Consider the following 25,649-nt stretch of genomic DNA (forward strand, 5'->3'; position numbering starts at 1 on the left):
TTTGTATAGTTTATATCATGAGTGCTTGTTGTGGCACAATCATTTGTTCATTAAAGACCGAGAAGAACTTTTGAGCTTCTCCGCTTTCATATAGAATATAAATTTGATGAAAAGGTTTAGTATAGCATCTGCTCTTAACAAAATTTAAGGTTGATTAACACTTTGATTCACTGTATCATGCATTCTTTTACAGAATAAGTCCTGCTGGAGCGCATCGTGAAATCGAAGTCCGATCGGTAAGTATACCAAATTGATAGCAGCAAAGTATTTTCTAAAAGGTTTTAAACGTTGAAAGTCTTTTTCAGTTGTCAATACTATTTTGTTGCTACTCGTCGAACTGTGGTAAGATTTTACAATATGATTAATATCAGATTCATTAAAAGAATGGTGATCTCCAAAGGAGATATGTGTAATTGAATTCGTTTTGTCTTGGAGATAATCTACCATCGGTTCAGGTTTCGCAATACCAGTGACCAAAATAATGTCTTTGCCTTTGATATCAACTACACTTCCCTTACTATCAATGGGTTCGAGATAGTCAATATAACTAAATACGATTAATGCTTCTTTGTTATAATACCTGATTTTGTTTTCTATTTGTCTTTTGTCTTCGGTTGGAAGTTCAATTGGACATTTCGTAATGGCTATGATCTGAGCACGCTTAGCCTCAATAAGGAGATCTCTAAAATTTCCTGTAGGAAATACGAGCATGGGATGTGAAAACGATAGAAAATCAAATAATAATATATTGAAAAGCGGTGATAATTTTCGATGTTGATAAGCATCGTCCAAAATAATGAGTTGATGAGCGGACTCAAGTTTTTCAATTCCAGTGCAACGATCTTCACAAACCGCAACTGTGACATCTGGAAATTTATTTTTGAATTGTAAGGGCTCATCGCCGACATCCATGGCCACTGAATCCGTCTCTACTAGATAAAAACCTTTTGTACGGCGTCCATACCCTCGGCTGAGTATAGCTGTTTTATAGCGACTCTTAAGGATAGAAACCACAAATTCAGTCATTGGGCTTTTCCCCGTTCCCCCTACGGCGAGATTTCCTATAACAACGGTTGGAATATTGAAAGAGCGCGACGCAAGCAGCTTATGATCATATAATCTATTTCTTATCCAGACTACCACGGTATAGATCATAGTAAAAGGAAATAATAGATATCGTAACAAGGCTATCATTTTGGAACAACGGTTAGCCCTACGTCTGTAATTTCTTTCAACGGATTTTCTTTCATGTGCTGTTCGATAGCAATAGTATAAGTTCCTGTATCCGGAAATAGGTAATCTTTATGGATTACGGATTGATTATTGTACAAGCTGCCGGAAGATTTTCCTATCCATTTTCCATCAGCTCTGGCCATTTTTATTTCTTTACGAAAAGTGTATTGCTTTTTATCTGGACCGAGTTGATAAATAAGTACAAAAAGGTTGGAAAAAGCATATTCTGGCGTATGACGGACATCCATCAATACATCATATCGTTTGTTTTTGTCGGCGATATGAAATTGAAAACTGGGCAATGATGTATTTAGCCAAGCTTTATTACCAATAGGTTTATTTTCATTTATAACAAACGGTTGGTCACAAGAATACCCTATGCCAATACATAACAAACCAAGGAGAAGAGGAGAGCGTTTGAGTTTCATGTCTATTTATATAAAAGAATATGCCTAATGGGTTAAAATTAGGCATATTCTTTTATTCTGCTTTCGGTGTATTATTGTTATTACTGCCTTTGTTTTTATTCCGATGACGATTGAAACGCTTTTTTGGCCTATTATTAGATCCTTCTTTGCTGTCTTTATTCGCGATTGGGCTAACGGCATCGGTCGCTAGCTGAGGTTTACCACTTTGTTTTGATGTACTCTGTTCAGGTTTTTCAGCTTTTTGTCCAGTCTTATTTTCAGGTTTACCAGTATTGCTTTTGGATTTTCTCTTTTTCTTTCTTTTATTGCGGTCATCAAGTCGAGTTAAGCTATCCTGTCCGACTACATTCTCGTAATCGTGCTTGATATTTTTTTCTTCTTTGATTTCATCAGTATCCATTACACTTGAAATTGCTTCCGGTTTAATGCCCTGCTTATTCATTTCTACAAATTCTCTGACTTGTTGAACGGGTAATGCAATCCAATTTTCTGCTCCAGGAAAAGAGAACCACATCAGTTTTTTGAAGATATCAGTTTTTTGAAGATAGGCGACTCCTTTTAGCGTTTCGATGCGGTCTATGTTATTAGGAATATCCTTAAGTGCATCCATATAGCTATCCAATTCATAATTGAGGCAACATTTTAATTTTCCGCATTGTCCTGCTAGCTTCAATGTATTCAGGGATAGGTTTTGATAACGTGCAGCCGATGTGGATACCGTTTTGAAATCTGTTAGCCAGGTTGAACAGCAGAGTTCACGTCCGCATGAACCAATCCCACCAAGACGACTGGCTTCTTGTCGCATACCGATCTGGCGCATTTCAATGCGTATTCTAAACGCTTCAGCCATTTTTTTAATGAGCTCCCGGAAATCGACACGACCCTCAGCGGTATAATAGAAGGTAGCCTTCGTTTTATCCCCCTGGTAATCGACATCGGAGATTTTCATCGATAAACCCAAATCCAGGGCGAGTTTGCGCGCCTTGTGCATTGTTTCCCATTCGAGATCTTTTGCTGCGTTATACTTCTCGACATCAACCTCATTAGGCTTCCGATAGATTTTTTTTGTCACCATCTCAGGGGTAACATTATTCTTTTTGAGTTGTAGTCTAACCAATTCACCTGTTAGGGATACATGGCCGACATCATAGCCCCCTGTAGAGGGCTCAACAACAACCATCTCACCCATTTCAAGGTAGATATTGTCTACATTAATAAAGAAATCTTTTCGCGATCCCTTAAATCGTACTTCGACGATATTAAATGGTTTATAGTTTGATGGCATATCCATATCGGAAAGCCAGTCATATACATCTAATTTATTACATCCGCTAGTCATGCAAGAGCCATTGTTCTGACATCCTGCCGGTGTACCATTTGCCGTGGTAGTACCGCAACCTCCGCCGGATGAGCAACTGCCACATCCCATAGTTTTCTATATTATATATTGAGTTCCTTTCGGAAACGTTTTGTACTTGTATATTAATGTTAACTGCAAAGATAAATCTAAAAATAATATTTTGGGATTTGCATTTCTTTCTACAAAATAATGTGTTTCCTCCAATAGATTTATGGTTGCTTCAATTTGTTCAAGGGTATAATGTACTGCAAATTTCTGAACAAAATCCAGTTCTTTTGCCGGTAAGAATACGAGATTGGAAAGTCCCTCTTTGATCAATATGATTTGACGCATCATATTGATTGCATAAAAAAGAAAGCTTTTTTGGTTTTCTCTACCAATTTTTGATAGCTCTTCTTCTACCAAGGAAATCATATTAGTGCCAGCATCCGAGACGATAAAACGAAGCCAGTTTACCAAAATCCCAAAATGATTATTAGTCTGCGCGTGCAATAGATTCATTGCTTCCTGAAGATTTCCATCTGCAATAAAAGCAATTTCTGCTGCCTCTTGATCTGAAAGCTGATGTGCTTTCTTTAGATGCAGCGTGACCTCACTATGATCTAATTTTTTAATTTTGACTAATTGCGTACGCGATATGATTGTATTTAATATTTTGTCCTGATTTTCTGCAACGAGGATAAAGAGCGTCTTTTCAGGTGGTTCTTCTATCAACTTCAATAAGGCATTGCCTTGTGTATCGAGGTATTCAGGAAGCCACATAATTAGAACCTTATAATCAGCTTCGAAAGATTTGAGACTTAGCTTCTTGATGATAGCATGGGCTTCGGCAATATTGATATTGACTTGTTTATTGTCTGCATCCAATCGGCTGCGCCAATACTCCAATCCCATGTATGGATTGGATAAAAAGGATTTTCTCCAATTGTCTGCATAATCTGTTGCTGTATCTTCCTTATGTTTGGCTATAAAAGGGTACGACATGTGTAGATCTGGATGGATCAGCTTATTATATTTTCTACAGGAGGGGCACTCGCCACAACTATCGGTTTCCTGTCGATTTTCGCAATTTAAAAACTGCGCATACGCATAGGCTAAAGCAAGACTGCCCGAACCTTCAGGACCAAGAAATAATTGCGCATGACTCACACGATTTTCCTGAACCGTGCGAACTAAATGTTCTTTGATGTCTTTATGCCCAATGATCTCTTTAAACTGCATACAATACCGCTATTATACAAATGTAATAAATATTGTGATTTATCCGGCCGAATTTGCTTTCTATACTTGTGGCGCTGTGCTTATTGATTGAAATACAAATGCTTATTTGAGCCACTGAAATCTGTTTATGTGGAAAGAAAGCAGCCTATAAAACTGAAAAATATTGATTAATTTGTGTATTATTGCACATAATAATTAGTATTCAGGAAATGAGATTCATTGTATCAACATCAATTTTATTAAAGCAGTTACAAGCTATCAATGGCGCATCCAGTACAAGTACTGTTTTGCCTATCTTGGAAAACTTTCTTTTTGAAATAAAAGACAATAACTTGACTATTTCTGCTACAGATCTGCAAACAAGTATGGTTACTTCTTTACAGATCGAAGCAAAAGAAGAAGGAAGAGTAGCCATGCCTTCGAAGATATTGATTGAGACATTAAAAACCTTGCCGGACCAACCTGTGGCATTTTCAGTAGACATGAATACCTTGGCTATTGAAATCAGTGCGGGGGATGGAAAATATAAATTGAGTGGAGAAAATGCTGACGATTTTCCTAAAATTCCTTCCATCGATAATGGTTCGGTTATTCAGATGCCAGCACCTATCTTGTCAGAAGCTATCAGTAAAACAATCTTTGCCGTCAGTAACGATGAATTAAGACCGGCTATGTCTGGTGTATTGGTGCAATTAGCAGAAAAAAATGTGACTTTTGTTTCTACTGATGCGCATAAATTGGTGCGCTATTCGAGAACTGATATTGGTGCAGAAAAGCCAGCATCCCTTATCTTACCGAAAAAGGCACTCTCATTGCTTAAATCGTCGCTACCATCTGACGATGTTACAGTATCTATAGAATATAATCAAACTAACGCGTTCTTTAGCTTTGGCAATATTAATTTGATCTGTCGTTTAATTGATGAACGTTATCCAGATTATGCCGCTGTGATTCCTCAAGTCAATCCTAACAAATTGACCGTAGATCGATTATTGTTTTTAAATACCTTGAGACGCGTGGTGATTTTCGCTAATAAAACCACACATCAGGTGCGCTTAAAGATCTCGGGAAGTGAATTGCATATCTCAGCAGAAGATTTAGATTTTTCTAACGAAGCGCATGAACGTTTGTCGTGTCAATTTGAAGGTGATGATATGGAAATTGGTTTTAATGCCAAGTTCCTCGTCGAGATGTTAAATAACCTGGAGAGTGAAGAAGTTGTTTTGGAAATGAGTACGCCAAATCGTGCCGGTTTATTGATTCCAGCAGTATCAGAAGATCATGAAGATATTTTGATGTTGGTGATGCCCGTTATGTTAAACAACGCTTAATCTTTATCACGGTTTGGAACTAATTACACATCTCATTGATTTTATTCTCCATATTGACAAACATTTGGTGGAAATAGTCAATGATTATCAGACGTGGACCTACCTTATTCTGTTTCTTATTATTTTCGTGGAAACGGGTGTGGTTGTGATGCCTTTTTTGCCAGGAGATTCTTTATTATTTGCAGCGGGTATGCTAGCCGCACAGCCAAATGATCTCAACGTATGGCTGATGATTTTTATCTTGTTAGTAGCTGCAGTTTCAGGTGATTCCCTGAATTATTCTATCGGAAAGCATTTTGGTATGCGCCTAACAAAATTTAAACTCTTCGGGAAGCAAGTTGTCAAAGACGAGCAGATTGCCAAAACGCACTCTTTTTATGAGAAATACGGTAGTAAAACTATCGTTATAGCGCGCTTTGTACCAATTGTTCGCACGCTGGCTCCTTTCGTTGGTGGTATTGGAAAGATGAATTATGGTACCTTCATCACCTATAATGTTGTAGGAGCTGTATTGTGGGTAGGTGGTATAACCCTTGCTGGATATTTCTTGGGGAATATTCCCATTATCCGCGAAAACTTCTCGAAGGTGGTGTTGATCATTATTTTTTTATCTGTATTGCCCATAATCTTTGAGCTAATAAAAGAAAAAATCAAATCAAAAAAAGGAGTCTTATAAGACTCCTTTTTTTATACATGGAAAATGGAAATCGTTTCACAATTCATTGATTTCATATTGCATATTGATCAGCATCTTTTGCAGCTGATTAATAGTTATGAAAACTGGACCTACCTGATTTTATTTTTAATCGTCTTTGCAGAGACAGGATTGGTGGTTACCCCATTTCTACCCGGAGATTCTGTTTTATTTGCTCTGGGAGCTATAGTCGCTCGTCCGGATTGTCATATCTCTTTGTTGTTGATTGTTTTGATCCTAATTCTTGCGGCTATTTCCGGAGATTTCGTAAATTATGAAATTGGTAAATATGTTGGAATGAGGGTCTTTAAATCAGGATCGAAGATATTCAGACCTTCTTATCTTCAAAAAACACAAAATTTCTATGCGAAGCACGGAACGAGGACCATTATTTATGCGCGATTTGTTCCCGTTGTCAGGACTTTTGCACCATTTGTAGCAGGTATTGGCAGAATGTCCTACAAAACCTTTGGTAAATACAATATTTTAGGCGGCGCATTATGGGTTTTAGTTTTTACGCTTTCAGGTTATTATTTTGGTCAGATCCCATTTTTTAAGCATAATTTTTCGCTAGTTATTTTGGTCGTTATTTTTATGAGCTTAATACCCATGCTTGTACAGTTTTTATCGGCTAAAAATTCAAAAAAAGATTAAACGTTGGATACTAAATATCGTCTTTTAAGGTTAAAGGGTAAGGACGAATTATTCTTACTTGAGAAGTACTCAGGTTGATGGACGAGCCATTGTTCTAAAAAGCTTTCAAGTAAACGAAGCAAATAAAATTGCCAGTATATTCGTATCTACCATTGAAAGGGCACTTTTTTCGGTATGGTTGGTCCATGTTCGCATCTAAATAGGGCGATGTGAACGACCTAGATCTTGCTTTATACAAGAAAGTTGTGCATCACGCACTTATGAAAATAACTATTTAGGCATGAATTATTTGGTTTTCGCATTTACCTTGTTTTTTACACAGTTCGCTTTAGCACAGCGTGTCGTTGTCGATCATCGTCAAGCCCGGGAGGCCTATGAACTATTGAACAATATTCGTACAAATCCAGAGAAGTATACGAAAGAACTGAACCTTTTTAATTTGCAGAAGATAAAACGAACTAAGCTCAATTGGAATAAACAGTTGGCAGAGGTTGCCGTTTATCGCGCAAAAGATATGGCCAAGCGCTCCTATTTTGACCACGTATCACCGGAGGGCTACGGACCTAATTATTTCATAGAAGAGGCCGGTTATAAACTTAATCCCGAATGGTTGTCAAAACGAAGCGCAAACAATTTTGAATCGATTGCTGCCAATCGAGCGAGCGCTATAGCTGCCGTTAAAGCTTTGATTATAGGGAAAGAATCTCCGGGCTATCACCACCGTACCCATTTATTGGGTATGGATCAGTGGAATGCTTCTTTATATGATATTGGAATTGGTTATGTCGAATGCAAAGGGGCAAAGCCCTATGAAAGTTACTTAGTCGTTATCATTGCTAAACACGATTGGTAAATAAGACGAGCCCTAATTTAAGGAGTATCAGCAATTAATCCCTGTAGGGTATTCAATTTTTACTGAAAAGTCATACCTTTGCATATGATAAAATCCATGACAGGATATGGCACTGCGTCTGCCGATAACGGTAAAGTCAAATATAGTGTCGAAATAAAGTCCTTAAATTCAAAATTTCTTGAATTAAATCTTCGCTTGCCCAAAATCGTTTCGGACAAGGAATTGACCCTGCGTACTGAATGTAGTAAACTTATTGAGCGTGGTAAAGTGAACCTGACTGTGATGGTTGAATACACGGATCAAACCGCTAAAGCTTCTTCCATTAATGCTGATTTACTCAAAAAATACTATAGTCAGTTGCAGCAAATTGCTGTAGAACTCAATGATACGAATGTCAATCTGTTTGAACTTGCATTAAATATGCCGGAGGTAATTACCAACAATGATGATTCGGTCGATGATGAAGAGGCTAAAGTATTGATGGATGCTTTTTATGACGCCGTCAAACGTTTCAATACCTTCCGTGAGGATGAGGGAAATGTACTAGCCGGAGACCTAAAAAAGCGCGCAGAACTAATCTTAACTTATCTTGAAGAAGTAGAATTGTTAGAAGTTGAGCGTATACCTTTGATCAGACAGCGTATCGAGCAATTTTTGAATGATACCATTGGCAAAGAAAATGTTGATCAAAATAGATTCGAACAGGAACTGGTGTACTACATCGACAAATTGGATGTGACCGAAGAAAAAGTTAGACTACGTTCCCATTGCAACTACTTTTTAAAAGCGTTTGATTCAGCCGATTCAAACGGAAAAAAATTAGGTTTTATTTCACAAGAAATGGGTCGGGAAATCAATACCCTTGGTTCTAAAGCCAATCATGCCGGCATTCAGCAGATTGTGGTCAGAATGAAAGAAGAATTGGAAAAAATAAAAGAGCAATTGCTCAACGTATTGTAAGAATGAGCGGTAAATTAATTATTTTCTCAGCACCATCGGGAGCTGGAAAAACAACAATAGTAAGAGATCTTTTAAGTAAACATGGTGATAAGATTGAATTTTCCATTTCAGCAAGTACACGTGACCCAAGAGGACAGGAAGTGAATGGAAAAGATTACTATTTTATGTCCAAAGAAGAATTTTTACATAAAGTAGCGAAACAAGAATTCATAGAATTTGAAGAAGTATATTCAGGAACATTTTATGGAACTTTGCGTTCGGAAATAGAACGTATCTGGAAAGAAGGTAAACATGTTATTTTTGATATCGATGTTGTCGGTGGTTTACGTTTAAAATCAAAATTTCCTGAACAGGCGATTTCTATTTTTGTCCAACCGCCGTCACTGGAGGTTCTTAAAGAACGTTTAACAGGACGAGGAACGGATTCTGAGGATAAATTAAAAGAACGCTTTGCTAAGGCCGAATTGGAACTTACCTATGCCAATAAATTTGATGTTATCTTGAAGAATTTTGATTTAGCTACAGCCTGTGCCGAAGCTGAAGATATTGTAATGGAATTTATCAATAAATAAATTCATGCGAAAGATTGGTTTGTTCTTCGGATCTTTTAATCCAGTGCACATAGGGCATTTGATTATAGCCAATTATATGGCCAATTTTACTGGGTTGGATGAAGTTTGGTTTGTGGTCTCTCCACAGAATCCATTTAAAAAGAAATCCACCTTGGCAGATCCCTACGACCGATTAGAAATGTTAAATCTAGCATTGGAAGACTGTGATCATCTGCGGGTCTGTGATGTTGAGTTCCATTTACCAATACCGTCCTATACAATTGATACATTAACACATCTTAAAGAAAAATATCCAAACAGGGAATTTGTACTGCTCATGGGACAAGATAATTTGGATTCTTTAGCGAAGTGGAAAAATGCAGATATTATCTTGCGTGATTATCAGATTTATGTTTACCCAAGGCCTGGGTACGACACTGAAAAATTTAGAGACCACCCCGCTATCACACTGACAGACACGCCATTAATGGAGTTGTCATCTACTTTTTTGCGAAGAGCCATTAAAGAAAATAAAAATATTCAATTTTTTACACCTCAAAAGGTGATTGAGTTTATCGATAAAAAAGGTTTATATTCTTAATATAGAAAGGTATACATAAAATATACTGTCCCCGGGTTTCATGAAATCCGGGGCTTTTTTCATCCGGAATGTGATCATTGTAAAAACGGTAGGCAGAATCAGAACCTAACGAATAATAGCATATAAAAGGAATAGTTTTTGTAGCAATAATTTCTTTATTTTTAAAGTATAAGAAATCATACGTTATGAGAAGGGGACTTTTATTTTTTATTTCTTTCCTGTGTTGGATGAATGTTTCTGCGCAAACGGCTCAAGAGGATGAAAATGGCCTTTATATGGATCCTGCTGCGATTGAGATGCGTAGTAAAATGACCATACCACCCTATGGTCTGACCAAAGTAAAGGCATTAATTGCCAAGATTATCCCTGAGGAAGATAACGAAACAACCGATGCCAGTATAAATGCAATTCCAGCAACGGATTTCAGCAGGTTATCACTGCGCGAAAAGTTTACCTATACCATGATTCATGCAGAGCTATATGCGCAGAATTGTGCTATACCTGAATATCAGACTCAAGTTGACAAAAAAATATTTGGAACATTATTGGACGGTTTTAATGAAACTTCCTGGTCACAAAGGCAGATCGATTTTTTAAATGAAAATAGGGATTCTGTAATGAAGCTTATCCAGGAATCTGTGCTCCGGAGCAAAAGAATGGGAGTAAATTACAAACATGCACTAGTGGAGATCAATGCTTGGGAAATGATTCCTTTTATTATTGATTATGCCAAGAAAACACCAAAAGATAAAGATGCATTGACGTTGCTGATGTTACTCATGAAGCGTGGCGAATATCAGGAATTTACAACGTCTACCTCTTTTAAAAAGCTATATGGTGATAATAGTAATTATTACGCTTATCTAAACTATAATAAAGAGAATGAGGCTTTGATCTTTAAACGGGCCCTGAATTATTACAAAGATAGAAAAGGTAAATAAGCAATTCGGTTTTAAGAACCGCAGTAAGATTAATAGGGTCAAATAAGAGATATAGTATAGAAGCCGTGAAAGTATGTTATAACAAATGCTAAGGAGTATGAAAAAGCTGTTCTATGTGATCGGTTTGATGTTTTTATATCTCCACTGTGTTGCTCAAGCTGGAAAATATATCCAAATTCCAGCAGGAAATTATCATTTGGGTGAAGTAAGCAGTATAGAGAATCCCAAAAGGGTTGTACATATTGAATCGTTTTGGATCTCGAAGTTTGAGCTGACAAACGCCGAATTTGAGAAATTTATTCTGGCTACAGGCTATAAGACCTTAGCAGAACGTTATCACAATGCCATGGTCTTTGAGCCTGGCTTAGGGGAGTTTCGTTGGCTACAGGATAGTACGGCTTATTGGCGCTTTCCTAACGGTATAAGTCGCGGCGGAATCGAAACCAAAATGGATCACCCTGTTACCTGTATCTCCTATAAAGATGTGCTGGCCTATTGTACATGGGCAGATTGCAGATTGCCCTCGTTTGACGAATGGGAGGTGGCGGCTAGGGCAGGAAGCGAAGGACGCTATTTCGACGGTTTCACTAAGGAAAATATGGGCGATTATGCAAATGTTTGGCATGGAAAAGATCATTTGAAGGCCGATTATTCCGATGGTTATCTCTATACTTCACCTGTTGGAAAATTCAAACCCAATCCGTTGGGACTTTATGATATCTTCGGAAATGTCTTTGAGTTTTGCACTGGAAGACTTGAAAGAGATGGTGACCGTTCTGTTTCCCACGCCCGTGGAGGCTCTTGGTGGTGTAGTAAAAATAGCTGTGCAGCTTTCAATACCGTTTATATAGGTTCTGTAAATCCAAATGCATCTTTTAGCAACCTGGGATTTAGAACCGTTAAAAACTTTCATGATTCCTTTGGATCAAAAACGGGCATGAAAGTTCGTGATGGCCTTTAAATACAGACACTTTCAGAAAAAAAGCCTTTATCCCGAGAGATAAAGACTTTTAAAACAAACTAATCTAATATCGATTGATCATTTATCTCCCCATCCAGCCACCATCTACGGTAAGAATGGTTCCATGAACATAGTCTGAAGCTCTGGAAGCAAGGAATACCGCCGGTCCTTTGAAATCTTCCGGTGTTCCCCAGCGGCCAGCAGGGATACGACTCAAAATGGACTTCGAACGTTCGGGATCTTCTCTAAGGGCCTCGGTATTGTCCGTAGCAATATAGCCTGGGGCGAATCCGTTTACATTGACACCTTTGGATGCCCACTCATTAGCAAAAGCCTTGACCATAGATCCTATGGCTCCTTTCGAGGCAGCATATCCTGGAACATTGATGCCCCCTTGGAAAGTTAATAAAGACGCTGTAAATATGATCTTTCCAGTTCCACGTGAAATCATATCCTTTCCAATTTCACGGGTCAATATAAATTGCGCATTTTGATTGATTTCGATGATTTCATCCCAGTATTCATCCGGATGTTCAGCGGCTGGTTTTCGGAGTATATTTCCAGCATTGTTACACAGAATATCGATCGTTGGATGGTCTGATTTTACTTTTTCAATAAAGCTGTAAAGGGCTGTCCGCTTAGAAAAATCGCACTGATAGGCATAGAAATTTTTTCCCAATGCTTTTACGGATTTTTCTACTGCAGAGCCTTCAATTTCTAAGGTCGCTGAGACCCCAATAATATCTGCTCCGGCTTCAGCCAATGCCTCGGCGATTGCCTTGCCAATTCCTCTTTTGCAGCCAGTCACCAAGGCTACTTTTCCACTCAAGTCAAAAGATTGCAGTATGGACATTATTTTGAATATTTTATTGTTAAGGGTTGATCTAAATTATTTCTGAATGTTTTGACATAGGACTGCCACTGGTCAAAACTTGTTATTTTACCAGCTTTGTTGAAGGCAGCACCTGCAAAATAAATAAGAGGTTTATTGTTTTTGACCGTTGTCGCTAGTAAAAATTGTTTTGGGCTATCCTTAAAAACATACTTTACACCTGGAAGAATAACTGCAGTGCCTGTAATCTTGTCTCCTTCGGCAGGTTCCCAATAGGCTAAAATGCCATTTTTTTCATCGTTTAAAACCTGAGGTTTTTCCTCTTTTCTTTTAGCGATTCCCACAACAACTGGAGTCGAACCCGACGTTGTGTTTTTGACCGAATAGCTTATTTTATTCAACTGGCTGCCAGCATCTAAAGAAATCGTTTTTTCAACTTGTAATTGCTGGCCTTTTACACGCTCAGGCTCATGAATAAGTTTGAATGTAGTGCGTAATGGACCATTATCTAATACCTCGTACTGGCGATAATGTTTATGGTACACGACCTCTTCGCCAAAGAATGGCGTTGCGTCGCCAACTCCTAAAGTTTGTCCGACGGAATAATAGTCTAGGCCTTTTCCGTGATCAGCATGATAATCGCCGGTTTTATACCATTCATCAATAACAAGATCATTGGTCCGTTTTGCCCAAAAGTCAAAACCTTGTGCATCTTCGGAGGTACCCTCTAGTGCCTTTCCATAGGCTCTGAATGCTGCAATGTCATTTTCCCAAGCAAAATCATCCTTCCGCTCGGGGATATATCTCGCGTAGGTTTTGGAGGCGAATGCTGTGGGCTTTCTGCCATTCACGCCAAATGTCAAGGAACTTTTGGGTGCGATGACCACCTGGATCAAGACGTTTTGTACAGTGGTCTTTCCTAATTTTTCAAGCTGATAAGCGAATTCTTTTTGATCCTTATCGACAATTGTAAACACACCACCTTTTAGATCGAAATGTTTTTCGAAGGTTGTATAGGGAATACTGATCAGCTCCGTTCTAGTGCTAGCACTGGGGTTGCTTACAGTAATTGTTTTGTTATTCTGCGATAAGGCAACCGTTGAAAGCCCAAGCGCTAAACTTAATACGAATAATTTTTTCATATCACTTCAATTCTGTAATAGCACATTTGTCCATATCATCATAATCTAGATTTTCGCCGGCCATGCCCCATATGAAGGTGTAATTTGAAGTGCCCGCTCCTGAGTGAATAGACCATGGCGGTGAAATGACAGCTTGATCGTTTTGCATCCAAATATGTCTTGTTTCATCAATAGGCCCCATGAAATGCGATACAGCTTGTCCTTCGGGTAATTCAAAATAGAAATAAACTTCCATACGACGATCATGTGTATGCGATGGCATGGTATTCCATACGGACCCAGGCTTCAACTCGGTCATCCCCATCTGCAACTGACAAGTTTGTACCACTTTGTTTAATAACATCTGATTAATTGTACGGTGGTTGGATGTTTCTAATGATCCCAATTCTATTTTATTTGCATCTTCTTTCGTTACTTTTTTAGTGGGGTAACTGCAATGTGCAGGTGTCGAGTTTAAATAGAACTTTGCGGGCTGCGCCGCATCTTTGCTTGAAAAATATACTTCCTGAGCTCCCTGACCAACATAGAGTGCTTCTTTGGTATTCAGATCGTAGGTAACGCCGTCAACTTCGACCTGGCCGTTTCCTCCGACATTGATAATGCCCAATTCTCTTCTCGAAAGGAAGTAAGGTTCTTTTAATAATGCCGAGATGGTCTCTAATTTGATTTTTGAACTGACAGGCATCGCTCCCCCAGCCATATAGCGGTCATAGTGGGTATAGACAAAATTAATTTTATCTGCTTCAAAAACTTTTTCAATTAGAAAATTTTCTCTTAATCCTTGTGTGTCTAAAGTTTTGTATTCTTTGGGCCCTATTGCATAGCGGGATTCAAAATTAACGCTCATAACTGAATTATTTTCTTTGTTTGAATGCTAAATTTAAGGCTAATATTTATCAATAACGATACAATGTTACGCAAACGATGTCGTAGCACCGTTAGGTTTCAATTTTGCTCAGCATGTTCCTATTTAACTACCGGATGTCTGTCTAGCAACTTAATACCAATTCCTATACTAACAAGGAAATAACAGGGGGATTACAGGGGGTTAACAGGGGGTTAGTAGGGGTATACCCCTGTTAACCCCCTGCTAAAACCCTGTAATGTGGATGTCATAGGGGTGTTAATATCGAATTTGGTGTTAATTTGATAGGATGTTGGTCGTAATCGTATAGTTAAAAAGAATAATTGATGGTTGTATGAATATTATTTACATCTCGGTTTCAGATTTACTAACTTCGTAAATGGGAAAGAAGAACTATCGGAATAATGTCGATATGCGCTATGAACAGAAGAATAAAAATAATTTACATATGAAGCCCAATATTTTAGTTGTTAATGACGATGGTATCACAGCCCCAGGTATCAAGGTGTTGTTGGAGGAAATGCAGAAAATAGGAAATGTTGTCGTCGTTGCTCCAGATTCTGCACAATCTGGTATGGGGCACGCCATCACACTTGGCAGGCCGTTACGTTTAGATAAAATCAATTTATATGAAGGGGTTGAAATGTATCAGTGTTCAGGGACGCCGGTAGATTGTGTTAAGCTGGCTGTCAATAAAGTTTTCAAAGGTCAAAAGCCGGATATCTGTGTATCGGGCATTAATCATGGTCTCAATAATTCCATTAATGTTTTATATTCCGGCACCATGTCTGCTGCGGTAGAAGGAGCGATCGAAGGGATTCCTTCCATTGGCTTCTCGCTGGATAATTTTTCCCGTGATGCTGATTTTAGCCCTTGTAGGCCTTATGTGATATCTATTACTGAACAGGTACTGGCAAACGGCCTTCCTAAAAATACCCTGTTGAATGTCAATTTTCCACAAACTTCAAGTTTTAAAGGTATTAAAATTTGTAGGCAGGCTGGAGGGCATTGGGTCGAGGAGTTTGATGAACGTATTGATCCACATAATCGCGATTATTACTGGACAACGGGTAAATTTGTGTTGCAGGACAGGGGAGAAGATACCGATTGTTTTGCTTTAGCCAATGGCTATGTATCTGTTGTTCCTACACAGTTTGATATGACGGCGCATCATGCCATTCCTGAATTGAATTCGTGGAGTTTTGACCATCTTGAAGAAAAGAGTAGCAGTCGGAAACGTGAAAAATAATTTCTGGATAGGTTTGGGTATCGGTGCTGTATTTCCAGTATTGGCTCATATATCGGTACGTTTCACGGATCTTGCACTTCACTTTTTACCCGAGAAGCCTATGGCTATCTATACCATAGCCGTACTGATAAATTTAGTGCTATTACGTTTTGCTTATCGGTCGGGAAGCGATCATCTTGGAAAGGGAATTATTGCAAGTACTTTCTTGGCGATGATTATCTATCTGATAACGCATAAAATAACGGTTTGATTAAATTTGTAAAACTCATCGGATTGATGGGAAAAATTTGTACAACATGAAATTAACATTAGGATTTTCTCCATGCCCCAATGATACATTTATTTTTGATGCATTGATTCATCATAAGATAGATACTAAGGGATTGGATTTTGAAGTGGAATATCACGATGTGGAGACCTTAAACTTAAAAGCTTTTCAAGGCGAGCTTGATATTACCAAACTAAGTTATCATGCTTTTGCCTATGCTGTTGAGGACTATGAATTGCTCGATGCAGGGAGTGCTCTGGGCTTTGGTGTGGGGCCGATGCTAATTACGAAAGATCCAATGATGGCGAAATCACTTCAACAAAAATTGGAACGGGCAGAAAGCATGGAAGCATTCGATCAATTGAAAGTTGGCTATCCAGGAAAATATACAACGGCTAATTTTTTATTGAGCTTGGCTTTCCCCGAGTTGAAAAATAAAGTAGAACTGGTTTTTTCTGATATTGAAGGCGCCTTATTGGATGGTTCTATTGATTTAGGATTGATTATTCACGAAAATAGATTCACCTATGCGGAAAGAGGATTGCATAAAGTTGTCGATCTCGGGGACTATTGGGAGAAAACGACAAAATTTCCGATTCCTCTTGGCGGAATCGTCGTCAAACGTAGTCTACCGGAAGAAGTAAAAGATACATTGAATGCAATCTTGAAAGAAAGTGTGGAGTTTGCATTTGCCAACCCGAAGTCTGGTCTTGAGTTTATTCGCGCGCATGCACAGGAAATGAGTGAAGAGGTGATGTACAAGCATATCGAACTTTATGTCAATAAATATTCAGTAGCGTTAGGTATTGAAGGACGTAACGCTATTACGAAAATGTTTGAAAAGGCTCAGGAGCTCGGTTTTATACCGCATTCGGAGAAGAAATTATTTTTGTCATAAGTTAGCTGCTACCAATGGTAGGTATATTGTGTTCAAAAAAGCATGTAAAAAGCACGAAACGAACACAAATATATGTTGGACTACTGTTAGATTTAGGGAACTGACATTTTCAATAAAAATAACGTAAAAAAAATGGGTCTAAGCTGTTAGATATCATATCTAATAACTAAATTTGCCCGATTAGTGTCAAATTGTCTGCAATTTTACTTTGGAGTCATTATTGTACAAAATCTTAAGTTGAGATAGAAAAAAAATTATGTTAAAGTTTTTAAGTAAATTATTTGGAAGTAAATCCGAGAGAGATATCAAGGGAATTCAGCCTGTGGTAGACCAAATCAAAGCTGAATATGAGAAGCTTTCAAATCTAACCAATGACGAGTTACGTGCCAAGACCGTTGATTTCAAAGAAAGAATTAAGAATTACCTAGCAGATATTGACCAAGAAATTGATTCGCTAAAGAAGGAAGCGGAACAAGATGAGGACGATATGGCAAAGAAAACTTCTATTTACGAGCAGGTGGACAAGCTGTCCAAAGACCGTGATAAGAAGTTGGAAGAGGTATTGAAGGATATTTTGCCAGAGGCATTTGCCGTGGTTAAAGAAACTTCCAGACGTTTGACGGAAAACGAAGAATTAGAAGTTACTGCCAACGATTTTGATAGAGAACTGGCTGTTTACAAACCAAATGTTATCATCAATGGTGATAAAGCGATTTGGAAAAATAAATGGATGGCAGCTGGTACTGAAGTCACTTGGAACATGGTTCATTACGATGTCCAATTGATTGGTGGTATTGTGTTACATAGCGGAAAAATCGCTGAGATGGCTACGGGAGAGGGTAAAACTTTGGTAGGAACATTACCAACTTATCTAAATGCTCTTTCTGGTCAAGGAGTGCACATCGTAACGGTGAACGATTACCTTGCTCGACGTGACTCTGAATGGAATGCACCATTATTTGAATTCCACGGGTTATCTGTTGACTGTATTGATAAACATCAGCCAAATTCGCCACAACGCCGTAAAGCTTACCAATCGGATATCGTATACGGTACGAATAACGAGTTTGGTTTTGATTATCTGCGTGATAATATGGTGCAGACGCCAGATGCACTGGTACAAGGAAAATTACATTTTGCCATGGTCGATGAGGTTGACTCTGTTTTGATTGATGATGCGCGGACACCATTGATTATCTCAGGTCCAATTCCTCGTGGCGATCAACATGAATTTTACCAATTGAAACCACGTATTGAGCGTTTGGTACATGTACAGAAAGCTTACATCAATACCGTTTTAAATGATGCTAAAAAAGCTTTAGCGGCGGGAGATTCTGATGTTGAAGGTGGTGGTTTGGCCTTGTTAAGAGCTTATAGAGGTTTACCTAAAAATAAAGCATTAATCAAATTTTTAAGTGAAGGTGCTAATCGTTCTATCTTGCAAAAGGTAGAAAACTACTATATGCAAGAGCAAAATAAAAATATGCCTAAGGTAGATGCAGAACTTTATTTTGTGATTGATGAAAAGAATAATCAAGTAGAATTGACAGAAAAAGGTATCGAGTTGATTACAGCAACAGGTGAAGATCCTTCATTCTTTATTTTACCAGATGTTGGTACTGAGATTGCCGAAATTGAAAAGTCTGCTTTGACTTTGGAAGAAAAGGCAGCTCAGAAAGAAGACATGCTGCGCGATTATTCAATTAAAGCAGAGCGTATTCACTCGATCAACCAGCTGTTAAAGGCATATACCTTGTTTGAAAATGACGTTGAATATATCGTTGATGAAGGTAAAGTAAAAATTGTTGATGAGCAAACAGGTCGTATTATGGATGGCCGTCGTTACTCGGATGGTTTGCACCAGGCGATCGAAGCGAAGGAAAATGTGAAAGTAGAAGATGCTACACAAACTTACGCTACGATTACATTGCAAAACTATTTCCGCATGTACCACAAGCTTTCGGGTATGACTGGTACGGCATCAACGGAGGCCGGTGAGCTTTGGGAAATTTACAAACTTGATGTAGTAGAAATTCCAACCAATCGTGTGGCTCAACGCGATGACCGTCAAGATTTGATTTATCGTACAGCACGTGAAAAATACAATGCAGTAGCCGAAGAAATTCAACGATTGACAGATGCAGGACGTCCAGTATTGGTCGGTACGACATCTGTGGAGATTTCGGAGTTGTTAAGTCGTATGCTACAACTGCGTAAGATCAAACATAATGTTTTGAATGCGAAGTTACACCAAAAAGAAGCTGATATCGTTGCTGAAGCAGGACGTCCTGGACAGGTGACTATCGCTACAAATATGGCTGGTCGTGGTACGGATATTAAATTAACAGAGGAAGTTAAAAAGGCTGGTGGTCTTGCGATTATCGGTACTGAAAGACACGAATCTCGTCGTGTTGACCGTCAGTTACGTGGTCGTGCGGGTCGTCAAGGAGATCCGGGTTCATCGCAATTCTTTGTTTCACTTGAAGACAACTTGATGCGTTTGTTTGCTTCCGAGCGGATTTCTAACATCATGGTGAAAATGGGCGTCGAAGAGGGCGAAGTGATGCAACATAGTATGTTGACCAAATCCATCGAGCGTGCGCAACGTAAAGTGGAAGAGAATAACTTCGGGATCCGTAAACGCCTATTGGAGTATGACGATGTCATGAATTCACAACGTACCGTCATCTATTCAAAACGGAAAAACGCCCTGTTTGGAGAGCGTTTAGATGTGGATTTGAATAATATGATTTTTGACGTTGCTGAAGAAATTGTCGTTGAAGCGAAAGAGCAGGGTAACTACGAAGATTTTCAAATTGAAGTAATCCGTATTTTTGCAATCACACCAGAAATTACCGCAGAAGAATTTGCTCAAGGTAAAATTGAAGCCTTGACCGAACGTCTTTTCGAGCATGCACTCGATGCTTATCATCATAAGATTGAAGCCGTTGGTGCTTTGACAGTGCCTGTTCTGAATAATGTATATGCAGAAAGAGGTCAAATTGTCGAAAACGTTGTCATTCCATTTACCGATGGTATCCGTGGCATTCAGGTTTCGGCCAATTTGAAAAAAGCGATCGAAAGCAACGGTAAAGAAGTTTTTAAGTCTTTTGAAAAAGGGATTGTTTTGGCCTTAATCGACGAGGCTTGGAAAGAGCACTTGCGTGAAATGGATGATTTGAAACAATCCGTTCAGAACGCTGTTTACGAACAGAAAGATCCGATTATCATTTATAAAATGGAGGCATTTGATTTGTTTAAAGCAATGTTGGCTTCCATGAATAAAGATGTGGTAAGCTTTATTTTCAAAGGGGAGATTCCGGGTCAAGAGCCGACTTCAATGCAAGCGAGACAGGTACAGCAGGCTCCAGTGAAAACTATTGAAACAAAAGCGGAGTTGACTTCACCTACAGGTGTCAGTGAAGAAGATGTGAACGATGGACCAAAAGAACCTGTTCGCAATGAAAATACGGTTGGACGCAATGACGAATGTCCTTGTGGTTCGGGAAAAAAATATAAAAATTGCCACGGCGCAAATAACTAATCGATAAGAAAGGTTAAACTATGCTGAAGAGAGGATTGATTTTCGTACATGTACTTGTGTTGTTTTCTGTTGTTCAAGTGAACGCGCAGGAAAAAGGTGGAGTAATTGTAACCAAAGATACGTTGATTACACAGCTTCAAAATTTCAGGGCAGCTATGGGAATCAATCCTGTCGAAAGCAAAGCGACAGCAGTGCCTTCTAAGCCCATTGTCCGATCTGCGGCATCGCGGGTCAAAGTAAGAGGCTTCCGCGTCCAGATATTTGCTGGATCGAGCAGGAATCAAGCGTTTTCGGAGCAGACACGTTTCCGAAACATGTATAAAGATATTGATACTTATATCACCTATGATGAACCCAATTATCGCGTCAAGGTAGGCGATTTTAGAAGTCGATCGGAGGCAAACGCCTTCATGCGCGAATTACGTCAGTATTTTAGCAACGTCTTTGTATTTTCGGAGAACGTTTTTGTCTATCAATAAATCAATCAACCTTATGGCAAGTACGAAAGAAAAAGTCCTGGCCTTAGCTCATCAATATTTTGAAGATACGGTTTCCAATCGTAGACATCTTCATCAGAATCCTGAACTTTCCTTCGAAGAATACAATACCTCGGCCTTTGTAAAATCGCAACTGGATCAATTGGGAATTCCTTATGAGACTAAAGCAGATACAGGAATTGTCGCTTTAATCACGGGTGACCTATCTTCCAATGAAGTAATTGCATTGCGTGCAGATATGGATGCTTTACCCATTCAAGAAGTGGAGGGGCGTTCATATGGATCCAAGAACCCAGGAGTGATGCATGCCTGTGGCCATGATGTACATACTTCTTCTCTTTTGGGGACAGCTAAAATATTGCATAGCCTGAAAGCTGAATTTGGAGGAACAATCAAATTGATCTTCCAACCCGGCGAGGAGCGCTTACCAGGGGGTGCATCTTTGATGATAAAAGAAGGGGCATTACAACACCCTGCTCCATCGGCAATTATAGGACAGCATGTAATGCCTTTTATAGAAGTGGGAAAAGTTGGATTCCGTGAAGGTAAATATATGGCTTCATGCGACGAACTATTTATGACTGTAAAAGGAAGAGGCGGACACGGCGCTCACCCACATCAGAATATCGATCCTATTGTGATCACTGCCCAGATTATTACCGCTTTGCAACAGGTAGCCAGTCGCTTTGCAGACCCGCGTACACCAACGGTATTATCTTTTGGAAAGATAATGGCTAATGGGGCTACAAATATTATCCCCGATCAGGTTTATTTGGAAGGTACATTTCGCACATTTGACGAGAAATGGCGGGCTGAAGCCCACGAAAGAATGGTGAAAATTGCTGTTGGAATCGCCGAAAGCATGGGGGCGACTTGTGAATTTGAAGTTCGTAAAGGATATCCCTTTCTAATCAATGAGCCTGAACTCACTAAAAGTGCGCGTGCTTTTGCAGAAGAATATCTTGGAAAAGAAAACGTTGTTGACTTAGATCTATGGCCGGCAGCGGAAGATTTTTCTTATTATTCGCAGGAAATCAATGCTTGTTTTTATCGTTTGGGTACAGGTAATGCGGCACGAGGGATATCCTCTGCTGTACATACGCCGACCTTTGACGTGGATGAGGCTTCTTTGGAGATTAGTACCGGATTGATGGCTTACATCACCTTGCGTCGGCTCGGATATTAAATTCATCCCATGTCATCGCACCATATTGTCAGAGAAAATCAGGAACCGGCATTGCTGATCGAAGATCTTTTCCTTATTGATGGAGAGGATCTGGGCCAGCTGTTGGAATGGAGCCCAACCATTATAATCGAAGAAGGGACAATGGATTTACTGGATGCACGAGGGTATAAGTTCGATATTGTTTTTACACAAAATGCCATTAACGCGTCTCAGGAAAACCTGAAGGTGATTTCTTATGATGTTGCTTTTCTAAAAGCTGCGATCGAACACCTTATAGCACATCAATATAAAGCGGTAAATATCGTTTCGGATCAGTTGGATTTAGGTTATTATCGGGCCTATCTTGAGCAGATAAATATTGTCCTTTTTTCCAAAGGCTTTCGTTATTATTTTGTGAAAACAGGGTTTACCAAATGGAAGGCAGAAGGCGAGCGAATTTTGATAGTTAGCGCTGATAAGGACGAAGATATTAAGCGCACGGGATTAACTAAGATAAACGAAAAGGAATACGAAATGGAAAATGATGGCTTATTTATTCTTGAATTTTCCCATGTAAAATACATTTTAATAGGAGAGAAGATCACATGATAACAATCGAACTGGCGGAGCAAAGTGATATCAGAAGCATTTCCAATATGGCTTTTATCATTTGGCCGCTTACTTATGGTGAAGTACTTTCGCAAGATCAAATAGACTTTATGCTGGAAAAAAATTATACGGTAGAAGCACTTGCGGAAAGTATGGTCGTTGGTCAGTTTTTTTATGTATTGAAGGAAGATGGTATTGGGCAAGGATTTATTGCGTTGAGGACGCACGAAGATCGCGTCCGTATCGAAAAACTCTACTTGATGCCCGCTGTACAGGGTAAAGGGTTCGGAAAAGCACTGATAGACTTCGCTTCAGAAAAAACAGTCTTAAAAGGCAGAGGTATTCTTGAACTGAATGTCAACAGGAATAACCCTGCTTATCATTTTTATTTGAAGCAGGGCTTTAAAGTGGTTCAAACTGTCGATATTCCTTATTATGACTATGTACTAAACGACTATGTTATGCAAAAGGAAGTCAAAGCGACGGCTGTTTCTTAATCCTTTAGTTTTTCGACTCGGGAAGGAGTTTGCCTGCCTTCTACAATTCCTGAGGCACCTATCGCGATAGCCTCTATACTGGAAATGATATTTTGAACATTTAGCGTAGATACTTCATCTTTTACGGTGTGATAGTATTCATCCTTGTCCATTTGGGAGGTTGAGAACGAATGTGCCGGGACCCCTTTGGCCGCTAGCACTGCATTGTCACTTCGGTAAAACAGATTCTGTTTAGTATAAGGATCGGGGTAGAATTTAAAGGTCGTATTTTTCAGATTCTCCTGCATCAATTCGCCCAGATTGGACTGATCGTATCCGGTAATGTACACTGTATTAGGACCGAATTTCGAATCTTTTCCAATCATTTCCATATTGATCATGGCAACTACTTGATCGGCATCAATGTGGTTGGAAAAATATTTTGAGCCATACATGCCCAGTTCTTCTGCGGTAAAGGCAACGAAAATAAGAGTTCTTTCATTCTTATTCTGCTTTTTGTAATAATCTGCTAGGGTCAGCATTGCTGTCACGCCGGAGGCATCATCATCTGCTCCATTGGCAATCGAATCTTGACCAACAGCCGGAAGAATACCAATATGGTCGTAATGCCCCGAAAAGATGACGTATTCGTTGGGCTTACTTTTTCCAGGAATAATGCCCGCCACGTTGAACAGTGGAAATTTTTGAAGTGCCCTTTTAATTTGAATTTTATAGGTTGTCGGGATTTCCTTTGTCAGGAGATATACAATTGAAGGTTTCTGTACAGTAGGATCTTCGAGAAATTTAGGAGTGTTAAGCATTTGACCAAAACGGACAAAATAGTTTTCAAAAGAGGGATCTACCAATACAAGTGTATTTTCTTTGGACAAAGAATGTTCTCTAAATACTTTCGAAAAATCATCACCCGATTTTATTTTCACAATAGTTATATCGCTTTTATTATCCCATTCCAAATCCATCTGGTGGCCAAGTGAAATAATATGATCTACAGGAATAATCTGGTTATTTACCGTTGCAGATTTGCTCACTGGAGAGATTTTATCTAGTTCAAAAGATTGTCTATAGCTTTGTTCCGCATAGGGTGTGAGACCTATTCTTTTCATCTCGCCGGCAATAAAATCTGCTGCTTTTTCAATGTCTTTGGTGAGCGCAGACCTACCACGCATGTCGTCAGCAGCCAAGGTAGTGAGTATACGGCTAACATCTTGGCGTTCCTGGTTGGAAATAACCTGTTGGCCATAGGTAATTGCCGAAATTGCCAGCAAAGATAAGGACAAAATAATTTTAGGTATTGAATTCATATAAAGCTTAGTAATATCTGCATGAAGATAAGGAAAATTCTATAAGTGGACAGAGGGCGGAAAAAATGTAGTATATTTGACTATTAAATTGTTTGAAAATGAAAGAAGTATCTGTAGAAGAATTAAAGAATAAAATCGATAACAACGAGGATTTTCAATTGATTGATGTTCGCGAACCGTTTGAATATGAAGTATCAAATCTCAATGGATTGAATATACCCCTTTCGGGCATATTGATCGAGGCGGATAAGATCGCAAAGGATAAGCCAGTTATCGTACAATGCCGTTCAGGAAAACGTTCTGCGCAGGCAATCATGTTATTGGAACAACAGGGTTTTGACAACCTGGCAAATCTAAAAGGCGGTATACTGGCTTGGAAAGAAGAGATCGATCCCGAGTTAGACGTTTATTAAGATGAAGAATTTAGAGCATCAGACTAAACAAGCTTTCCTGTTTAGTCTTGCTTTTTATATCGTCGCTATGTTGGCGCGAATATTTAACCTTGGTATTTTCCCTATGCTAGGGAGCCTTTCGATCTTATTATCGCTGTTATGGGTAATTTTGGTTCTACGGGAAATCATGCTTTCAAGAACGATCTCCAATACTGAAAGGATGGTTATGGCTTTGACGATTGTTTTATTGAATGTTGTTGGTGGGGCATTCTATTTCTTTGGTGGATGGAGAGAACGGGTATTAGGAGTAATAAAAAAATAATATGTTAAAGTATTTTTTTCTAAATATAGTTTTAAGTTTAGCCATTGTATTTTTAATCTACAGTGGTTTTGAAGGGTATAAGGCCGGCAACATGCTGGTAACAGGATTGTCTATCGCCTTTTTGGTCGTATTGATCTATCTGCGTGTGGTTTTAAGCAAAAGAGTTCGGTCGCTTATTCAACAAAAGGAGAGCGGTAAACAACAGCCGGCTACAAAGCAAAAGCAAAAGAAAAAGTAAAAAAAAGAAGCCTGCGTCAAGCGAGGGCACTGAAAAAGTCCC

General features: G+C 39.0%; 28 protein-coding genes. 20 read left to right on the plus strand and 8 right to left on the minus strand.

The features are described 5' to 3' along the window. Positions 1 to 144: 144 nt before the first annotated feature. Genes lpxK through B2W36_RS04020 form a run of 4 tightly spaced genes read right to left on the minus strand, consistent with a single transcriptional unit; the run spans position 145 to position 4,242 of the window. Positions 145 to 1,194, minus strand: coding sequence for a tetraacyldisaccharide 4'-kinase (gene lpxK, locus B2W36_RS04005; RefSeq protein ID WP_293886501.1), 1,050 nt, complete (start codon positions 1,192 to 1,194; stop codon positions 145 to 147). Further along, entirely contained in the window at positions 1,191 to 1,661 is a 471-nt protein-coding gene (locus tag B2W36_RS04010) for a gliding motility lipoprotein GldH (RefSeq protein WP_293886502.1), read from the minus strand. Before B2W36_RS04010 ends, lpxK begins: the two co-directional genes overlap by 4 nt. A gap of 52 nt (positions 1,662 to 1,713) precedes the next feature. Next, a complete protein-coding gene (locus B2W36_RS04015) occupies positions 1,714 to 3,090 on the minus strand; it encodes a PSP1 domain-containing protein (protein ID WP_293886503.1) in 1,377 nt (458 codons plus the stop codon). Positions 3,091 to 3,096: 6 nt separating this feature from the next. Continuing rightward, positions 3,097 to 4,242 carry an ATP-binding protein gene (locus B2W36_RS04020; protein ID WP_293880233.1) on the minus strand — a complete coding sequence of 382 codons (1,146 nt, stop codon included), beginning with the start codon at positions 4,240 to 4,242 and terminating at the stop codon, positions 3,097 to 3,099. A 209-nt stretch (positions 4,243 to 4,451) separates the two neighbouring features. Between B2W36_RS04020 and dnaN the strand changes: the two genes are divergently transcribed. From dnaN to B2W36_RS04065, 9 genes are all read left to right on the plus strand, one after another. Next, entirely contained in the window at positions 4,452 to 5,573 is a 1,122-nt protein-coding gene (gene dnaN / locus B2W36_RS04025; protein WP_088159749.1) for a DNA polymerase III subunit beta, read from the plus strand. Positions 5,574 to 5,586: 13 nt separating this feature from the next. Continuing rightward, positions 5,587 to 6,249 carry a DedA family protein gene (locus tag B2W36_RS04030; RefSeq protein WP_209576968.1) on the plus strand — a complete coding sequence of 221 codons (663 nt, stop codon included), beginning with the start codon at positions 5,587 to 5,589 and terminating at the stop codon, positions 6,247 to 6,249. Between the two features lie 24 nt (positions 6,250 to 6,273). Continuing rightward, on the plus strand, positions 6,274 to 6,921 hold the full coding sequence (locus B2W36_RS04035) for a DedA family protein (RefSeq protein ID WP_293886504.1): 648 nt from the start codon (positions 6,274 to 6,276) through the stop codon (positions 6,919 to 6,921). 280 nt (positions 6,922 to 7,201) lie between these two features. Next, positions 7,202 to 7,774, plus strand: a complete 573-nt coding sequence (locus tag B2W36_RS04040) for a CAP domain-containing protein (RefSeq protein WP_293880229.1) — start codon at positions 7,202 to 7,204, stop codon at positions 7,772 to 7,774. Between the two features lie 84 nt (positions 7,775 to 7,858). After that, positions 7,859 to 8,734 carry a YicC/YloC family endoribonuclease gene (locus B2W36_RS04045; RefSeq protein ID WP_293880227.1) on the plus strand — a complete coding sequence of 292 codons (876 nt, stop codon included), beginning with the start codon at positions 7,859 to 7,861 and terminating at the stop codon, positions 8,732 to 8,734. Positions 8,735 to 8,736: 2 nt separating this feature from the next. Further along, positions 8,737 to 9,306 (plus strand): guanylate kinase, encoded by a 570-nt coding sequence (gene gmk, locus B2W36_RS04050; RefSeq protein WP_209576974.1) that lies wholly within the window; start codon positions 8,737 to 8,739, stop codon positions 9,304 to 9,306. Between the two features lie 4 nt (positions 9,307 to 9,310). Then, positions 9,311 to 9,886, plus strand: a complete 576-nt coding sequence (gene nadD, locus B2W36_RS04055; RefSeq protein WP_293880223.1) for a nicotinate (nicotinamide) nucleotide adenylyltransferase — start codon at positions 9,311 to 9,313, stop codon at positions 9,884 to 9,886. Between the two features lie 185 nt (positions 9,887 to 10,071). Further along, positions 10,072 to 10,827, plus strand: a complete 756-nt coding sequence (locus tag B2W36_RS04060; RefSeq protein WP_293880221.1) for a hypothetical protein — start codon at positions 10,072 to 10,074, stop codon at positions 10,825 to 10,827. Positions 10,828 to 10,924: 97 nt separating this feature from the next. Beyond that, positions 10,925 to 11,788 (plus strand): SUMF1/EgtB/PvdO family nonheme iron enzyme, encoded by an 864-nt coding sequence (locus B2W36_RS04065; protein ID WP_293886505.1) that lies wholly within the window; start codon positions 10,925 to 10,927, stop codon positions 11,786 to 11,788. Between the two features lie 82 nt (positions 11,789 to 11,870). On the opposite strand, the gene B2W36_RS04070 is transcribed toward B2W36_RS04065, so the two are convergent. Genes B2W36_RS04070 through kduI form a run of 3 tightly spaced genes read right to left on the minus strand, consistent with a single transcriptional unit; the run spans position 11,871 to position 14,609 of the window. Further along, a complete protein-coding gene (locus B2W36_RS04070; RefSeq protein WP_293886515.1) occupies positions 11,871 to 12,635 on the minus strand; it encodes an SDR family oxidoreductase in 765 nt (254 codons plus the stop codon). A gap of 5 nt (positions 12,636 to 12,640) precedes the next feature. Continuing rightward, complete coding sequence (locus B2W36_RS04075; RefSeq protein WP_293886506.1) at positions 12,641 to 13,762, minus strand: DUF4861 family protein; 1,122 nt, start codon at positions 13,760 to 13,762, stop codon at positions 12,641 to 12,643. 1 nt (position 13,763) lies between these two features. Continuing rightward, entirely contained in the window at positions 13,764 to 14,609 is an 846-nt protein-coding gene (kduI, locus tag B2W36_RS04080; protein WP_293880215.1) for a 5-dehydro-4-deoxy-D-glucuronate isomerase, read from the minus strand. A gap of 466 nt (positions 14,610 to 15,075) precedes the next feature. Between kduI and surE the strand changes: the two genes are divergently transcribed. The 8 genes from surE to B2W36_RS04120 all read left to right on the plus strand — a co-directional run bounded on the left by surE (position 15,076) and on the right by B2W36_RS04120 (position 23,354). Then, a complete protein-coding gene (surE, locus tag B2W36_RS04085) occupies positions 15,076 to 15,876 on the plus strand; it encodes a 5'/3'-nucleotidase SurE (protein WP_293880363.1) in 801 nt (266 codons plus the stop codon). Next, positions 15,866 to 16,126 carry a hypothetical protein gene (locus B2W36_RS04090; protein WP_293886507.1) on the plus strand — a complete coding sequence of 87 codons (261 nt, stop codon included), beginning with the start codon at positions 15,866 to 15,868 and terminating at the stop codon, positions 16,124 to 16,126. Before surE ends, B2W36_RS04090 begins: the two co-directional genes overlap by 11 nt. Positions 16,127 to 16,172: 46 nt before the next feature. Continuing rightward, positions 16,173 to 17,042, plus strand: coding sequence for a 1,4-dihydroxy-6-naphthoate synthase (locus tag B2W36_RS04095; protein WP_293886508.1), 870 nt, complete (start codon positions 16,173 to 16,175; stop codon positions 17,040 to 17,042). Between the two features lie 256 nt (positions 17,043 to 17,298). Beyond that, positions 17,299 to 20,586 carry a preprotein translocase subunit SecA gene (secA, locus tag B2W36_RS04100; protein ID WP_293886509.1) on the plus strand — a complete coding sequence of 1,096 codons (3,288 nt, stop codon included), beginning with the start codon at positions 17,299 to 17,301 and terminating at the stop codon, positions 20,584 to 20,586. Between the two features lie 20 nt (positions 20,587 to 20,606). Then, positions 20,607 to 21,065, plus strand: coding sequence for an SPOR domain-containing protein (locus tag B2W36_RS04105; protein ID WP_293880207.1), 459 nt, complete (start codon positions 20,607 to 20,609; stop codon positions 21,063 to 21,065). A 13-nt stretch (positions 21,066 to 21,078) separates the two neighbouring features. Then, positions 21,079 to 22,269 (plus strand): M20 metallopeptidase family protein, encoded by a 1,191-nt coding sequence (locus B2W36_RS04110; protein WP_293886510.1) that lies wholly within the window; start codon positions 21,079 to 21,081, stop codon positions 22,267 to 22,269. A gap of 9 nt (positions 22,270 to 22,278) precedes the next feature. Then, the gene (locus B2W36_RS04115; RefSeq protein WP_293886511.1) at positions 22,279 to 22,857 is read left to right on the plus strand and encodes a hypothetical protein; all 579 of its coding nucleotides are present in this window, start codon (positions 22,279 to 22,281) and stop codon (positions 22,855 to 22,857) included. Then, positions 22,854 to 23,354, plus strand: a complete 501-nt coding sequence (locus B2W36_RS04120; protein ID WP_293886512.1) for a GNAT family N-acetyltransferase — start codon at positions 22,854 to 22,856, stop codon at positions 23,352 to 23,354. Before B2W36_RS04115 ends, B2W36_RS04120 begins: the two co-directional genes overlap by 4 nt. Here the strand turns inward: B2W36_RS04120 and B2W36_RS04125 are convergent. Then, the gene (locus B2W36_RS04125) at positions 23,351 to 24,655 is read right to left on the minus strand and encodes a M20/M25/M40 family metallo-hydrolase (RefSeq protein WP_293886513.1); all 1,305 of its coding nucleotides are present in this window, start codon (positions 24,653 to 24,655) and stop codon (positions 23,351 to 23,353) included. The genes B2W36_RS04120 and B2W36_RS04125 overlap by 4 nt on opposite strands. A gap of 98 nt (positions 24,656 to 24,753) precedes the next feature. On the opposite strand from B2W36_RS04125, the gene B2W36_RS04130 reads away from it, so the two are divergent. From B2W36_RS04130 to B2W36_RS04140, 3 genes are read left to right on the plus strand one after another with little or no spacing between them, the layout of a single operon-like run. Continuing rightward, entirely contained in the window at positions 24,754 to 25,068 is a 315-nt protein-coding gene (locus B2W36_RS04130; RefSeq protein WP_209577005.1) for a rhodanese-like domain-containing protein, read from the plus strand. Between the two features lies 1 nt (position 25,069). After that, positions 25,070 to 25,369 (plus strand): hypothetical protein, encoded by a 300-nt coding sequence (locus B2W36_RS04135; RefSeq protein WP_293886514.1) that lies wholly within the window; start codon positions 25,070 to 25,072, stop codon positions 25,367 to 25,369. Between the two features lies 1 nt (position 25,370). Continuing rightward, on the plus strand, positions 25,371 to 25,607 hold the full coding sequence (locus B2W36_RS04140) for a DUF6358 family protein (RefSeq protein WP_209577009.1): 237 nt from the start codon (positions 25,371 to 25,373) through the stop codon (positions 25,605 to 25,607). Positions 25,608 to 25,649: the final 42 nt, after the last annotated feature.

It is taken from the genome of Sphingobacterium sp. UBA3549, from assembly GCF_002376635.1.
Lineage (GTDB): Bacteria > Bacteroidota > Bacteroidia > Sphingobacteriales > Sphingobacteriaceae > Sphingobacterium.

Excerpts from the sequence above, each read along its gene's own strand:
- B2W36_RS04040 (WP_293880229.1), top strand. The coding sequence starts at position 7,202 with ATGAATTATTTGGTTTTCGCATTTACCTTGTTTTTTACACAGTTCGCT.
- B2W36_RS04015 (WP_293886503.1), bottom strand. The coding sequence starts at position 3,090 with ATGGGATGTGGCAGTTGCTCATCCGGCGGAGGTTGCGGTACTACCACG.
- B2W36_RS04060 (WP_293880221.1), top strand. The coding sequence starts at position 10,072 with ATGAGAAGGGGACTTTTATTTTTTATTTCTTTCCTGTGTTGGATGAAT.
- B2W36_RS04035 (WP_293886504.1), top strand. The coding sequence starts at position 6,274 with ATGGAAATCGTTTCACAATTCATTGATTTCATATTGCATATTGATCAG.
- lpxK (WP_293886501.1), bottom strand. The coding sequence starts at position 1,194 with ATGATAGCCTTGTTACGATATCTATTATTTCCTTTTACTATGATCTAT.
- B2W36_RS04075 (WP_293886506.1), bottom strand. The coding sequence starts at position 13,762 with ATGAAAAAATTATTCGTATTAAGTTTAGCGCTTGGGCTTTCAACGGTT.
- B2W36_RS04105 (WP_293880207.1), top strand. The coding sequence starts at position 20,607 with ATGCTGAAGAGAGGATTGATTTTCGTACATGTACTTGTGTTGTTTTCT.
- gmk (WP_209576974.1), top strand. The coding sequence starts at position 8,737 with ATGAGCGGTAAATTAATTATTTTCTCAGCACCATCGGGAGCTGGAAAA.
- B2W36_RS04110 (WP_293886510.1), top strand. The coding sequence starts at position 21,079 with ATGGCAAGTACGAAAGAAAAAGTCCTGGCCTTAGCTCATCAATATTTT.
- B2W36_RS04065 (WP_293886505.1), top strand. The coding sequence starts at position 10,925 with ATGAAAAAGCTGTTCTATGTGATCGGTTTGATGTTTTTATATCTCCAC.
- B2W36_RS04115 (WP_293886511.1), top strand. The coding sequence starts at position 22,279 with ATGTCATCGCACCATATTGTCAGAGAAAATCAGGAACCGGCATTGCTG.
- B2W36_RS04135 (WP_293886514.1), top strand. The coding sequence starts at position 25,070 with ATGAAGAATTTAGAGCATCAGACTAAACAAGCTTTCCTGTTTAGTCTT.
- secA (WP_293886509.1), top strand. The coding sequence starts at position 17,299 with ATGTTAAAGTTTTTAAGTAAATTATTTGGAAGTAAATCCGAGAGAGAT.
- dnaN (WP_088159749.1), top strand. The coding sequence starts at position 4,452 with ATGAGATTCATTGTATCAACATCAATTTTATTAAAGCAGTTACAAGCT.
- nadD (WP_293880223.1), top strand. The coding sequence starts at position 9,311 with ATGCGAAAGATTGGTTTGTTCTTCGGATCTTTTAATCCAGTGCACATA.
- B2W36_RS04140 (WP_209577009.1), top strand. The coding sequence starts at position 25,371 with ATGTTAAAGTATTTTTTTCTAAATATAGTTTTAAGTTTAGCCATTGTA.
- B2W36_RS04095 (WP_293886508.1), top strand. The coding sequence starts at position 16,173 with ATGAAATTAACATTAGGATTTTCTCCATGCCCCAATGATACATTTATT.
- B2W36_RS04010 (WP_293886502.1), bottom strand. The coding sequence starts at position 1,661 with ATGAAACTCAAACGCTCTCCTCTTCTCCTTGGTTTGTTATGTATTGGC.
- surE (WP_293880363.1), top strand. The coding sequence starts at position 15,076 with ATGAAGCCCAATATTTTAGTTGTTAATGACGATGGTATCACAGCCCCA.
- B2W36_RS04045 (WP_293880227.1), top strand. The coding sequence starts at position 7,859 with ATGATAAAATCCATGACAGGATATGGCACTGCGTCTGCCGATAACGGT.
- B2W36_RS04020 (WP_293880233.1), bottom strand. The coding sequence starts at position 4,242 with ATGCAGTTTAAAGAGATCATTGGGCATAAAGACATCAAAGAACATTTA.
- kduI (WP_293880215.1), bottom strand. The coding sequence starts at position 14,609 with ATGAGCGTTAATTTTGAATCCCGCTATGCAATAGGGCCCAAAGAATAC.
- B2W36_RS04120 (WP_293886512.1), top strand. The coding sequence starts at position 22,854 with ATGATAACAATCGAACTGGCGGAGCAAAGTGATATCAGAAGCATTTCC.
- B2W36_RS04130 (WP_209577005.1), top strand. The coding sequence starts at position 24,754 with ATGAAAGAAGTATCTGTAGAAGAATTAAAGAATAAAATCGATAACAAC.
- B2W36_RS04125 (WP_293886513.1), bottom strand. The coding sequence starts at position 24,655 with ATGAATTCAATACCTAAAATTATTTTGTCCTTATCTTTGCTGGCAATT.